Consider the following 13,626-nt stretch of genomic DNA (forward strand, 5'->3'; position numbering starts at 1 on the left):
CGTTCCAGGACCGGCGAGGCAAACATAAGGAGAAACAGCGTGGAAACAATGGCCAAGGTGTCCGACACTCAACACCCCACTCGGGAAATGCGTCGCGACAGGCGTTTTCAGGTTTCGCAGGCGGCCATGATCTCGCAGCCCGGACACGCGGAAATTGCCTGTGGAATCCGCGATTTTTGCCAGGGCGGCCTGTTCCTCAAATTTTCCAATCCGGAAACCGCGATCGCGTCGCTGGCCCAGCGTACCGATGCCGTGGTCGAGATCGTCGTGACCCCGGTCGGTAGCCAGGGCTTCCGTATTCCGGCGCAACTCAAACGCCTGAGCCCGCTCGGCATCGGTGTCGCATTCACCCAGCAGCCGACGGACGCCTTGCGTGCGCTGCAAAAGCTGCGCATGGCCGAACACCGGCGACGTTTTTCCCTCCTGCCCACAACCGATGCAAACCCGCATCTACGTGAAGCCTGCACCACCCTGCTGAGCGAAACCCTGTTCCAGGTTCATGACCAATTGATGCGCATGCTGGGCGAAAAGCTGAGCGCTGCCGCCCTGCATGCCACCGGCATTTCAGAACACAGCGGCTTGCTGGGTGCTGTCAACGAGTTCAGCACCCACGCGGCAAGCGTGCAAACCCGCTTCGTTCAGCAGGTGCTGGATGCGCTGAAGCAGGCGAGTCCGGTGCAGACCCAGGCCACCCGCGACACCCTCGATGGCGCGCTGGCACTGGTCGACGAGCTTGATTTCGAGGACTGGCTTGCCACCTCGTCCGAGGCCAACAAGCTGGAAGAGCAGTTCCGCGAGCAGCTTGCCGATATCGAACCCCGCATTGGCCAGGTGTTCGGCTTTGCCTGCGATAGCAACAGCAACCCCTTTGGCCCCGCCGTCATCGGCCATGCCTATCGCATCGCGCTGCAGGATCTGCCCTTACTGGCGCGCGCACGCCAGGTGGCCTACACCACGCTGCGCGAGGTCCTGGCCGAGCCGCTTGCCGCGCTCTATGCCGAACTGCTGGCACTGCTGCCCGTTTCGCAGGCCGAAGTCGAGCAGCAGAAAGCCATCGCCACGCCGCAGTCGCAGTCGCAGTCGCAGTCGCAGCCGCAGCCGCTGCATGTCCCGCCACAGACTGAAACTGCGGAGCATGCCGCCCCCCCATCGCAAGGCGCGCTGAGTCGCCTGACCGGCTCGCTGATGGATTTCTTCCGTGGCCAGCCCGCAGCGGCATCCGCGCCCACTGGTGCGCCCGCTGCCGCACCCGCCGGCGCCCCGGCCACCATGGCGTCCGGCCATGCCGCCCAGGGCGCCGTCGCCAACGCGAGTCCTCAGCCGACGCGGGTCGGCATGCCCGGTATCGCACCCTCGCCGGTGCTGCAGCGTCTGGCGTCTGCGGGCGCACTGCCGGCCACGGTCACCCAGGAAATGCAACGTTCGGTCGACATGTTCGGTGCGCTGTTCGACACCATGCACGCCGAGAAATCGGTCAGCGAGGGCATGCGGCCCTTCTTTCAGCAGCTGGAAACCAGCCTGATCAAACTGGCGATGTCCGACCCGCAATTTCTCAGCTCGCCCTCCCATCCGGCGCACAAGGTGCTGAACACGCTCGACCGCATCAGCATGGCCGCGGGAGACGACGGCAAGATCACTGATCAACGCCTGATGCGCCTGATGAGCCGCTGGACCGACCGCATCAATTCCGAGGCCGACAAGAACCCGGGCGTGTTCGAAGAAGCCCGCACCCAGCTCGAGCGCGTGCTGAAGCCCATCCTGAACGAGCGCACCGCGCGCGTATCCCGCCTGCAGGCCATGTGCGAAGGCCGCCAGCACGCCGACGGGGTCAAGCAGCGCATCCTGCGCGAACTGCTGGCGCGCATGGGCGAACGCATGGTGCCCAACGCCGTGATCGAACTGTTGAACGGCGGCTGGCGCAACGTGCTGCTGATCGCCGAAATGCGCCATGGCGCCGACAGCAACGAAGCACGCGAAGCCTGGCAGTTCCTGCACCAGCTGTGCACCTGGCTGGACCCGGAACGGGCCACCCCCCCCAGCGCGGCCGCTGTCCAGGCGCTGCTGCAACGCATCGACCAGGCGCTGACCCAGGTCTGCGCCGACAAGTTTGCGCAGGACCGCATCGTCGACCAGCTTGCCAGTGCGCTGTTCGATACGGACAGCGCACAGCAACAGCACAGCCCGATCGCCGCCCGCCTCAACGACGCCGCCAGCGAGCCCCTGAGCGAGGCACAGGACATGCTGGCCGGGCGCCTGCGGGTTGGCGACTGGCTGCTGTTCAACTCGTTCGACACACCGCTCAATCTGGTGTGGATCGGCGACGAGCTGCCGGTGTACGTGTTCGCCAACTACCGCGGCATCAAGAAGCTCGACATCAAGCGCCAGGATCTGCTGCGATCGCTGGAGTCCGGCGAAGCACGCTGGACCGAAGACCTGGAACTGCCGCTGATGGACCGTTCCTACAGTGCAATGATCCAGAAGATGCAGCGCGATCTGGTGTGGCAGGCCACCCACGACCCCGCCACTGGGCTCGCCAACCGCAAGCATTTCTTCCGCTCCATCCGTCGCGACTGGCTGAGGAGCCCGTCACGCGACAGTGGCTGCGCCATCGGTGTCGTCCAGCTCGACATCAGCACCCCTGCGGGCGATGCGGCTGGAAGCGACATCCGCATTCCCATCCTGCGCGATCTCGCCCAGATGTTGCCTGCACACCTGCCACCCGGCGCGCTGCTCGCGCGCGCCGGCGAATCCGGTCTGGCATTCTGGGTCGCGGCCGCCGACAGTGCTGCCGCCCAGGCCCAGGCCGCATCGCTGGTCAGCGTCATCGCCGCGCAGCTGCAGGAAATCAACGGCGTCCGCTACCGCATCCATGCAGTGGCCGGCCTGATGTGGGCAAGCGACTGGCTCAGTCCCGAAACCTATTACGACAACGCCAACGCAGCCTGCGCCCGCGCGCGCGAATCGGGCAATGCGGTGGTTGAATATGGCAGCCAGACAGACGACAGCGGCGTGATGGCACTGGCGCAATGGGCGCACGAACTGACTTCCATCCTCGCCAACAACCAGCTCAGTCTCGACTGCCAGCCGGTGGTGGCCACCGCCGACGTCCAGCAGGCCACCGAAGTGCACACAGACGTGTCGGTCGCGAACAGCCCGCTGTATTACGAAGTGCTGCTGCACCCAGTCACCCAGGCCGAGCACACCTTCCCCACGCGCGACCTGATCGACGTGGCCGAGCGGCTGCAGCGCATCACCGAAATCGACCGCTGGGTCGTCCGGCACGTGCTGCAGTGGATGCGCGACCACACCGACAGCCTTGCCCGGATCGGGGGGCTCTCGATCAATCTGTCAGGCCAGTCCGTCATCAACCCGCTGTTCCTGAAGTTTCTGTTGTCCGAGCTGTCACACGGCGACATCCCCGGCGACAAGCTGATTTTCGAAATCAGCGAAGCCGACGCCGTCGAAGGCCACGCCCAGACCCAGATGTTCATGCGCCAGCTGCAGCGCCACGGCTGCCGCTTCACCCTCGACGATTTTGGCGTAGGCAGCAGTTCCTACACCAGCCTGAAGAGCATGAAGCTCGACCACCTGAAGATCGATCGCGCCCTGGTGCGGGAAATCACCACCAGCATGATCGACGAGGCACTGGTGCGCTCCATCATGGAGACGGGGAGCTTCCTCGGGATCAGGACGGTGGCGGGGTTTGTCGAGGATGCGGAGACGCTGGCGAAACTGGAGGAGATGGAGGTGGATTGTGTGCAGGGGTATTTTATTGGGGAACCGAAGCCGCTGGACACGCTGGCCTGAGGCTTGGTCCTGTCATTGCGAGCGCCGCGAAGCAATCCAGTTGAGTTGAGCGCGAAGCACACCAGTGGTTGATCCATCGCTGTGCTACTGACCGTTGGCCGGGGGTAGCCCGGCGGCTAGTCACTTTCTTTTGTCTCGCCAAAAGAAAGTAACCAAAGAAAAGGCGACCCCGACATCCCCGAATTCCCGAAAACCGAGCCTGCCGGACGGGCGACGAAGAACTCGCCCCACCTTGCTGTTTTTGATTTGGTTTTTTGTGGGCGGGGCTCAAACACCTTCGCCGCTGATCCGCCCGGCAGGCTCAATTTTCGGCGGGGCTGTAAGGGGGAAGAAAGTCAAAACCAGGGCGGTGATGACTGGACGGCTTGGGCGTTTGTGTGGACGCACATCCGGCGCAATACCCTTCGGTTATTGCGCCCTACGCGGGCTAGTATCTTCGCTTCTTCTGCATTTCTAGTGTGGCATAGATATTGGCAGCCATTCTTGCATCCGGCGGAGCACCTTCCAAACTCTTCCCGTCCACGTTCAAGCCACAGGTGGAGGCGAATAGGGCATTCTTTGCGGAGCCAAAATGATTGACTCTATAAACCAAATCAGCCCAGTCCCTAAAACGACGTTTGTTCCGCTCTTCTATGATTTTTGTCGCAGCCTCATGGCCCACACTTATCACATCTGCAATCTCGTCCGCTGTTGCAGTATTGATGTCTACATCACGTATCACGATGTTCTGCATGGCTTCTGCAAGCCTGCTTTCTTCGGTCGCATCCTGGCGCGCTCGCTCCTCAGCTTCAAGCGCCCTTTGCTGCATATCGATCTCCCGCTGCTTGGCAAGGTCCCGCATTCTCTTGGCGATCGCCTCGGGAGTGTTGGCGGCTCTCCATTTGGCTTCTTGCTCATTGCCCGCCATATAAGACGCCTTGTCTATGCAACGAAATTGTTCGTTTATTAAATAGCCGTCTTCCATTGCCTGATTCCGCTGCTCCAGCGTTCGCAGCGGTTCTCCATGACATGCTGCCTGATAGGCTTGGGAGTCTTGTGTCTTGGAACAGCTTGCCATCAGCAAGGTTGTCGAGAGTATGGCAACGAGAATGGTGGGGCTTTGGCTTATGTTGTTCATTTGTAAATATGGCGTTTCCGAATCAAACCGGTCAGCTCGTGTAGGGCACAATAATCGAAGGGTATTGCGCCGTATTTTCAATAAGCCGGCTTACGCCGTCCCGCCCACCGTCAACCCATCAATCCGCAACGTCGGCTGTCCCACGCCGACCGGCACGCTTTGCCCTTCCTTGCCGCAGGTCCCCACGCCGGAATCCATTTCCATGTCGTTGCCGATCATCGAGACGCGGGTCAGCACTTCGGGGCCGTTGCCGATCAGGGTGGCGCCTTTGACCGGGTAGGTGATCTTGCCGTCTTCGATCATGTAGGCCTCGGCGGCGGAAAAAACGAACTTGCCGCTGGTGATGTCGACCTGGCCGCCGCCGAAGTTGACGGCGTAGAGGCCGTTCTTCACCGAGGCGATGATTTCGTGCGGGTCCTTGTCGCCATTCAGCATCAGCGTGTTGGTCATGCGCGGCATGGTGAGGTGGGCGAAGGATTCGCGGCGGGCGTTGCCGGTGATCGGCATGCCCATCAGGCGCGCGTTCATCATGTCCTGCATGTAGCCGGTGAGGATGCCGTCTTCGATCAGCACAGTGCGCTGGGTGGGGTTGCCTTCGTCGTCGACGTTGAGCGAACCGCGGCGCAGCGGGATGGTGCCGTCGTCGACGACCGTGACGCCCGGCGCAGCAACGCGTTCACCGATGCGGCCGGAAAACGCCGAGCTGCCCTTGCGGTTGAAGTCGCCTTCGAGGCCGTGGCCGATCGCTTCGTGCAGCAGGATGCCGGGCCAGCCGGAGCCGAGGACGACCGTCATGGTGCCGGCGGGCGCGGGACGCGCGTCGAGGTTGACCATGGCCTGGTGCACGGCCTGGCGCGCGTATTTTTCCAGGATGTCATCGGTGAAATAGCTGTAGTCGAAGCGACCGCCACCGCCGCCGGAACCCTGCTCACGGCGACCGTCCTGCTCGGCGATGACCTGCAGCGACAGCCGCACCAGCGGACGCACGTCGGCGGCGAGGTGGCCGTCGGAACGCGCGATGAAGATCACTTCGTATTCGGAGGCGAGGCTGGCCATCACCTGTTTCACGCGCGGGTCCATCGCGCGCGCTTTTTTCTCCAGCCGCTCCAGCAGCGCGACCTTGGCCGGGTCGTCCAGGCTCGCCAGCGGGTCGACCGCGTTGTAGAGCAGGCGGCCTTCGCCGCGCTTCACCATGCCAACGCTGCGGTTCTGGCCGGCGCGCGCAATCGCACGGGTGGCGTCAGCCGCAGCGCCGAGCGCATCGAGGCTGATGTCGTCGGAATAGGCGAAGGCGGTTTTCTCGCCTGAGATCGCGCGCACGCCGACGCCCTGGTCGATGTTGAAGCTGCCCGATTTGACCTGGCCTTCTTCCAGGCTCCAGCCTTCGGAACGGCTGTACTGAAAATACAGGTCGGCGTAGTCGACGTCATGCGTGAGCAGGCGGCCGAAGACGGGTGCCAGCTTGTCGGCGTCGAGCCCGTTCGGCGTCAGCAGGGTGGACTCGGCGGACTGGAACAGCTGTTCGGCGGTCTGGAGGGGAACGAAAGCGTCGCTGGGATTCATGGTGTGTCCTGGTTTATTTGGCGGAGGGCTCGCGCTTGGCCACCGCGCGGCGCTCGACCACTTCGACCTCGATCTGCTGGCATGTGATGAAGCGGTGCTGCAGCGCGGGCAGGCTCTTCCTGAGACTGGCCTGGTAGGCCGAGTTGATGTTGGCGATGACGACGCCGGACCCGCGCGGCAGGCGGTCGAGCACCACGCCCCAGGGGTCGACGATCATGCTGTCGCCGTGGGTTTCGCGGCCCGACAGATGGTAGCCGCCCTGCGCCGGCGCAATCACGTAGGCGAGGTTTTCGATCGCGCGCGCGCGGATCAGCGTTTCGAAATGCGCGCGCCCGGTGGTGGCGGTAAACGCCGACGGCACCACGATGATGTCGACGTCGGGCATCGCGCGATACAACTCGGGGAAACGCAGGTCGTAGCAGATCGACAGGCCAATGCGGCCGAACGGGCTGTTGACGACGACGACCTGGTCGCCCGGCTCGATCAGCTTGGCTTCCTGGTAACGCTCATTGCCGAGGTCGAGGCCGAACAGGTGAATCTTGTCGTAGCGCGCCACCTGCTTGCCGCGTTCGTCGTACACCAGGCAGCTGTTGCGCACCTTGTTCGCGACGCTGGCCTCCAGCGGCACCGAGCCGCCGACCAGCCAGATCTTGTGTTTTTTCGCCATGCGCGACAGGAAGGTCTGGATCGGGCCGTGACCTTCGGCCTCGCGCGCCTTCACTACATAGCTGTCTTTGATCGCCATGATGCAGAAGAATTCCGGTAGCACGATCAGGCGCGCACCTTCCTCGACAGCCAGCTCGATCAGCCGTTCGGTCTCGGCCAGGTTGGCCGGCACATTGGGTCCGGAAGCCATCTGGATCGCTGCCACGCGGATTGCACCGGCCTGAACAGCGGGCTTTTTCACCTGCGCACCTTTGCTACGCGTCACGCTGGGCTTGGCTGGTTTTTTCGTCGTCATGTCACTGATTCCACGCTTACGGCTCCGACACCGGCGTGTCGGGTTTGGTTAATTTCTTGACGTCAGGCGTCTGCCATGGCCCCGTCACCATATATTCCCGGCTGATCGCCTCCTCGAACGGATCGCGCAACAGCTTCTGCGCAGCCAGCGCGCCCACCCCGGCGAGCGGCCCACCGATCAGGGCACCGGCCACCGCCAGGCCTTCGGACAGCTTGGGAATCACTTTCACCCGCAACTGCACGGATTCCTGATTGAGGTCGGCCAGTCCGGACATGTTGACCTTGGCAGCCGGCCCCCGCATCCGGAAGTCATCGCTGTAAACCACCCCGCGCGCAATACGCAGCGTGGCGTTGATGTCGTCGAAGGCATAGCCTTGATTGAAGATATCACGGAAATCGAAGTTGAGCCGGCGCGGCAGCGATTGCAGGCTCAACACACCAAGCAGCTTGCCGGCACCGGGATTGACCTTGAGAAACTGCCCGCCCTGCGCCTTGAAATCGAGCTGCCCCGCCAGGGTGTCAAACGCGAAGTCTGCCGGCGAGCCCACCCAGGTGGCGTTGCCCTGAATTTCCACCCTGCCGCGCCGCACCGCGTCGGGGTAATCGAAGCGGGCTAGAAACCGCCCCGCATCCTCCACGCTCAGGTTCAGCTCGGCACGGGTTTCGCTCTGCGCCCCGGCGCGCCACAGGCCGCTCATGCGGAACACGCTGTCGGGGTGTGTCAAGTGCAGGCTATCGATCACCAGGCCCTGCGGCGCACCATGCGCCACCGCTTCCAGCCGCCCCATCGGGCGCGCCTGCAGGCGGAAGTCCTCGACCGTCAAGTCCATGCGCGGAAAATTCTCGGCAAGCAGGTTGATATGGCCTCCCGCCACGTCGTCTGCCTGCGCCCGTTCCGGTATCGTCAGCAACCTGAATTGCGCCGATATCCGGCCGGCCTGCTCTCCGGCGGGGCGATGGGTCAGCATGCCGTCGATGCCCTGCCCGGTCAGCTGGGTACGCAAAATTCCGTTGCGGCTGCGACCCTGCACGCGCACATCCTGATAGCGCCGTTCCAGCAGGTCGAGTGTTTCAAATCCCAGATCGATGGAAGTCAGCGTCAAGCCGGTCCGCGCCTCGTTATCCTCCGGCAGCAGCGCCAGCCAGCCCGACACGTCGAGTGCACGACCGCTGCCGGCTAGGCGCAGGCCCGGCTCGGTCGGCAGCGTCGCCGGTGCGCCGAAGCGAATCTCGCCGCGTTCGAAATCGCCCGCCGCATTGCTGCGCCAGACTGCGCTGACAGCCTGATCCAGCTGCACCTCGACCCGCTGCCGGTCGCCATCGGCCTCGCGCACCACGCGCAGCGGCATCGGCTGCGCGGCCGTCTTGGCCAGCGGCGCAGGCAGGCTGGAGCCCAGCCCGGCCAGATCCGATTCGACGCGCAGGCGCGCACCGGATGCCAGCAGGTCGATGCGTCCCCGCCAGTTCGTCTCCCCGCTCAGGTGTTTGCCCCAGGCCGGACCGATCCACGGCGTCATGCCGGCCGCCGTGGCGCGGCCCTGCGCCAGAATCTGCACATCGCCGTTGCGGGTGACGGCATCGACACGCAGTGGGCCGCCAAGGAACTGGGCCACAAGATTACGTGCCGTCACGCCGTCTCCGGTGAAATCGATGTCGCCGCGCGCCCGATCAAGCCGCGACAGGCTGGGCGGGAACAGGGTATTGCCGAGAAAGGACAAGCGTCCCTGCAGCGTGGTGTCGTGGCTGTGGCGCAGCGGCACATGCAGCTTGAGCGAAAGCCGCATCGGACCGGTACCGTCGAGGGTGTCGGTAAAGCCGCGCAGGCGCGCGCCCACCGGGCTGGCATTGGCAAAGCGGATGAAATCCTGGATGGGTCCGTTGGCCTGGCCCTCGATATGCAGCTCTTCCTCGTGATGCAGCAGATCGGGGATCGACGCCTTCACCGGCGCCAGTGCCACACCGTAAATGCGCGCCCGGGTCGCCGTCAGTTCCATTTCCTTGCCCTGGAACAGCAGGTTCGCCTCGATATCCTCGATGCGCGGCCAGCCCGCGATGTAGTCGATCACCGCACCCTTGATCGGCGCCTCGAAGCGAAACACGCCCTCGCCCTGCTCGAACGGAAACATCGCCAGATCGCCCTTGAGCGTCATCCGTGCCGCATCGGTGTGCCCCGCGACCACACCCCGCTTGACCCAGTTGAACGTGTCGTCGCCGATCACGCGCGGAAAATAGTGGTGTGCAGCCGTGCCGTCGATATGGCTCAGTCGCGCCTCCAGATCGGCAACGCCGGGGTGGCCCGCGATCAGTTCGTAGTGGCCCTTGATGGCGGCCGTCATATCGGCATTGGAAAAATCCAGCGCATCCAGCGTCAGCCGGTGGCCGCGCTTCGATTTTTTCCAGCTGCCGCGCGCCTGCAGCCGGTCGAACGCAAACGACGGTTCACGGAACCATTCGGGCAGGCTCAGGCCAAGCCGACCGGCGTCGACCTCAAATACGCCGGCGCGCGCATCGCCTTCGATGCGCCCGCTCAGATGGGCAAGGCCAGGCAGGCCCTCGGTGGCCGCGATCCCCACCCCGCTGACGTGGGCCGCCACCTCGAAGTTGTCGAGCCCCGGCTGCGCACCGGCCCAGCGCAGCCGCAAGGTGTCGACGCGGCCCTGCGGCTGCATGGCCTGCAGTCGCGTCCGCAATGCCGCATCCATCGGCAGGTTCGGCAGCATCGCCTGCCAGTCGCCCAGCCGGAATGCCTGCGCGGTGATTTCATGCGCACGCGCGTCCCAGTACAGGCCGGCATTGAAGGGTTTGCCGAGTACGGCACCTGGCGGTGCCAGACGCAGGTTTTCGAATGTCACCCGCTGCCCGTCCGCGTCGCGGGTCCAGCGTGCGTTGCCGCGCGCCTGCGCCAGCCGCAGCGGGGGCAGGCCCTCGCCCAGCACGGTTTCGATCGATCGCAGTTCGAATCCGACGTTCGCTGCAGCCAGCTTTCCAGCGGCCACGTCGAACTGCACCCTGAGCGCGCCCGACCCGCGTTGCGGCTGATGAGGCAAATCCAGCCAGTTCTTCAGCGCCGGAAACGCTACGCCGGCCACGGCGAGGTGGACGGTCCCGGCCCAGGTGGCGGGATCCTTGACATCGTGGCTGGTCAGTCTCGCCTCGGCCGTCAGCGGTCGCGCCAGGCTGACCGGCGGCACGGCGCGCATCGTCATGTGGTGGGTGGCGCGTGTGTTGTCCAGCGTGAAATCGACCGCGCTCAGGATCAGCGGCGGCGCATCGACCCGCTCGTCGCGCCAGGTAAGCGTGGCACTGCTGACCTGCACCTGCCCCTGCCGCAGCAGCCAACTGACAAAACCGCTGTCGGGGTCGGCCGGGTTGACCGGAATGCCACCGACATAGAGATGCCCGTCGGGCGCGCGCCGCACGCCGATGGCAAGCCCCTGCAGTTCGATGCGGTTAAAGCGCGGCTCAAGAAACAGCAGCGAGCGCCAGGCAAATCTTGCGTTCAGATCCGGCAAGTACAGCGCTGCGCGTCCCTGCGCATCATGCAGACGCACGCCCTGCAGCCGAAACTCGGGGCGCGCCTGCTGCCACACGCCCGACACCGCCTCCAGCGTCACCCGCTGGCCCAGCGCGCGCGACATCAGCTTCGCCACCGTATCGCGGTGGTCAGCAATGTTGGGCAACACCCAGAAATACATCAGCGCCGCCGCGATGGAAAAACCCACCGCCCCCAGTGCGACAAGCACCGCCAGCCAGCGCGTTGCACGGCGCAGGCTTGGGGAAAACGCGGGGAGTGCTGTCATCAATAAATGCTCAGGGAAAACACGATTCTATGCGCTGCCCGCACTTCGCGGCAGCAGCCGGCCTTGCGGGGAAGCGTTTCATTCTTCGGTGAAGCGGTGGATCAGCCGCCGGTCGCGCTTGGTCGGACGGCCCTTGATCGCCGCCGCCGGACTGGCCGTCAATGCGCGATCCTGAGCCCGCTGCTGGCGGCGCGCGATGCTGGCGGGGTCTTCCTCGTATAGCGTCTGCGCCACCGGCGCCGGGCCGCGCTGCATCGACAGCGCGCGCACCGTCAGCGTCCAGCCGGTTTCGCCGAGTTGGACTTCAAGTCGGTCGCCAGGTTTCACTTCGCGCGCAGGTTTGGTGCGCGCGCCGTTCAACTTGACGCGCCCCTGCTCGATGGCCTGGGTGGCGAGACTGCGCGTCTTGTAAAAGCGCGCGGCCCACAGCCACTTGTCGATTCGCATGACGGCAAGCGCAGTGTGTTCAGCCGGCATCGGTCATCCCGCCCTGCATCGGTGGGCAAACATACATCGGAAAACGCCCGCGTCCGGGCGAGCAGCAGCATGCACAAATCATCGACCGCATTGTGCCGGTTTTGCCACCGCGAAACCACGTCATGCCCGATCCTGACGCGGCGCCCGGTCACGCGGGTTTCGCGTGCGCGCCACGGACCGATACAATCGGCCTCTTTTGACGCAAGGACACACCATGCCCAAGATCCTCGCCCTGTCCGGCAGCATTCGCCGCGACTCCTGGAACCGCAAGCTCATACAGGCGGCCGTGGAGGCGGCCCGCGCCGCCGGCGGCGACGTCACCCTGATCGATCTCGCCGACTACCCGCTGCCGCTGATGAACGAGGACCTTGAAGCCCGCGACGGTCTGCCCGACAACGCGCAGCGACTGAAGGCGTTGTTCAAGGAACATGACGCCCTATTGATCGCCAGCCCCGAATACAACAGCTCGATTCCGCCGCTGTTGAAGAACACGCTCGACTGGGTGTCGCGCGAATGGCAGGGCGAATCGGGGCTGGTGCCCTATCAGAACAAGGTCGCCGCCATGCTGGCCGCATCGCCCGGCAGCTTCGGCGGCATGCGCATGCTGCCCCACCTGCGCCAGGTGCTGAACACGCTGGGCGTGCTGGTACTGCCGGGCCAGTTTTCGCTGGCGCATGCAGACAAGGCCTTCGACGAAGAGAGCGGCGCGCTGAAGTCGCCGGCGCGCCTGCACGCGCTGGTGCTGGAACTGGTCAACATCACCGCTGCGCTGAATCGCGCCTAAAAAAATGCGCCCCGAAGGGCGGCAAGCTAAAAAAAGCGCCCCGAAGGGCGCAAGGAGGAGACACACGGCTGCAGAGCGGCAACCCAGGGTTGCCAACGAAACATCGCTGCTGTCGGCGGGTCAGGCCGGCAGGGACGGCGATCTCAGAAAGGGGGCAAGGGAAGGCGACAAGGCGGCTGCCCCACCGCTGTATGGCTGGGCGACAGCCTGCTCAGACAGCCGCTCGGCGCCCGCGGGGGCGGAAAAGCCGAATCCGGCCAGGGCGGCGGCGATCAAGGCGAGGCCGAGGGCGAGGCCCGGCACGCTGCCGGCACGGTAGGAAGAACGGGGATCGGTCGAGCGGACGGGAAACGGACATTGATGTGACATGGCGGGCTCCTTTAATCAAGACACTGCCTGATCGGGGTGCGACGCATGCCACATGCGGACTTTCTTGGCGGCCCCGCTGTCTTGGATTCAAGACCGGAAGCTTTGCGTCCCCGCCTCGCGACGGGTTTGCCCTTGTACAGGTTACCAACAGTAACGTCGATTTTTCGACAAACTTTAGGCCAGGACGGGGCCCGCGCTCAAAATAATTCCCTTTTATTTCAATACCCTATCAAATGCCCATCAAAAAGCCCCCGAAACGGGGGCTTTTTGATGGGTCGGACGTACGCCCTTACTGCGGCAGCAGCCGGTCCTTGGCCACGAAATACTTGCGGGCAAACGCCACCAGCTGCGCGTCGCTCGGATGATCCACAGTTTCCACGCCGATCACGCGCGCGCTGGTCGCGGGGTCGTGGCTGTGGATGTGCTTGATCAGTTCGAGCTTGGCCTGCCCCGGTCCGACGATCAGGATCTCTGTCGCGCCGGCCAGCGCCTCGACGACCTCGTGATAATAGTGCGGGTCTTCGGCTTGGCGGCTGCCGCTGACCGAGCCCCGCTTGCGGTGCAGGTTGCGGTGCGGCGAGGCCGGGCTGACCACCGATTTCTCGACGTCATCCGGGCTGATGTGCATGATGCGGGCTTCGTTGTGGTCGAGCCAGACGACGGCATGGTAATGAGACATGATTTCCTTTCGCGCGTGAGTAAAAAGACCAACGGCTCTTAATATTGCGCGCTTGCGCAGTAAATTCAAG

Annotated in this window: 9 protein-coding genes and 1 riboswitch; of the genes, 2 read left to right on the forward strand and 7 right to left on the reverse strand. The window is 64.3% G+C overall.

Annotated features, from left to right (window positions below):
* Window positions 1-48: 48 nt before the first annotated feature.
* A complete protein-coding gene (locus Q8R61_RS14400; RefSeq protein WP_305538620.1) occupies window positions 49-3,807 on the forward strand; it encodes a DUF1631 family protein in 3,759 nt (1,252 codons plus the stop codon).
* Window positions 3,808-4,234: 427 nt separating this feature from the next.
* Here Q8R61_RS14400 and Q8R61_RS14405 read toward each other — a convergent pair whose 3' ends face one another.
* The 5 genes from Q8R61_RS14405 to Q8R61_RS14425 all read right to left on the reverse strand — a co-directional run bounded on the left by Q8R61_RS14405 (window position 4,235) and on the right by Q8R61_RS14425 (window position 11,724).
* Complete coding sequence (locus Q8R61_RS14405; protein ID WP_305538480.1) at window positions 4,235-4,924, reverse strand: helix-hairpin-helix domain-containing protein; 690 nt, start codon at window positions 4,922-4,924, stop codon at window positions 4,235-4,237.
* A gap of 90 nt (window positions 4,925-5,014) precedes the next feature.
* On the reverse strand, window positions 5,015-6,487 hold the full coding sequence (gene tldD / locus Q8R61_RS14410; RefSeq protein ID WP_305538482.1) for a metalloprotease TldD: 1,473 nt from the start codon (window positions 6,485-6,487) through the stop codon (window positions 5,015-5,017).
* A gap of 13 nt (window positions 6,488-6,500) precedes the next feature.
* Complete coding sequence (locus Q8R61_RS14415) at window positions 6,501-7,448, reverse strand: carbon-nitrogen hydrolase family protein (RefSeq protein WP_305538484.1); 948 nt, start codon at window positions 7,446-7,448, stop codon at window positions 6,501-6,503.
* A 16-nt stretch (window positions 7,449-7,464) separates the two neighbouring features.
* Entirely contained in the window at window positions 7,465-11,247 is a 3,783-nt protein-coding gene (locus tag Q8R61_RS14420; protein WP_305538486.1) for a YhdP family protein, read from the reverse strand.
* Window positions 11,248-11,325: 78 nt separating this feature from the next.
* Window positions 11,326-11,724: an RNA-binding S4 domain-containing protein gene (locus Q8R61_RS14425; RefSeq protein WP_305538488.1), complete on the reverse strand. Its 399-nt coding sequence runs from the start codon at window positions 11,722-11,724 to the stop codon at window positions 11,326-11,328.
* Window positions 11,725-11,938: 214 nt separating this feature from the next.
* Here Q8R61_RS14425 and Q8R61_RS14430 point away from each other — a divergent pair, with 214 nt between their 5' ends.
* Window positions 11,939-12,508: an NADPH-dependent FMN reductase gene (locus Q8R61_RS14430; protein ID WP_305538490.1), complete on the forward strand. Its 570-nt coding sequence runs from the start codon at window positions 11,939-11,941 to the stop codon at window positions 12,506-12,508.
* 120 nt (window positions 12,509-12,628) lie between these two features.
* Here the strand turns inward: Q8R61_RS14430 and Q8R61_RS14435 are convergent, their stop codons facing one another.
* The gene (locus tag Q8R61_RS14435) at window positions 12,629-12,877 is read right to left on the reverse strand and encodes a hypothetical protein (protein WP_305538492.1); all 249 of its coding nucleotides are present in this window, start codon (window positions 12,875-12,877) and stop codon (window positions 12,629-12,631) included.
* Window positions 12,878-12,940: 63 nt separating this feature from the next.
* Window positions 12,941-13,018, reverse strand: a riboswitch (cyclic di-GMP riboswitch).
* Window positions 13,019-13,166: 148 nt separating this feature from the next.
* Window positions 13,167-13,556, reverse strand: a complete 390-nt coding sequence (locus Q8R61_RS14440; protein WP_305538494.1) for a translational machinery protein — start codon at window positions 13,554-13,556, stop codon at window positions 13,167-13,169.
* Between the last annotated feature and the right edge of the window lie 70 nt (window positions 13,557-13,626).

The organism is Thiobacillus sp. (genome assembly GCF_030696885.1).
In the GTDB taxonomy this organism is placed as follows: Bacteria; Pseudomonadota; Gammaproteobacteria; order Burkholderiales; family Thiobacillaceae; genus Thiobacillus.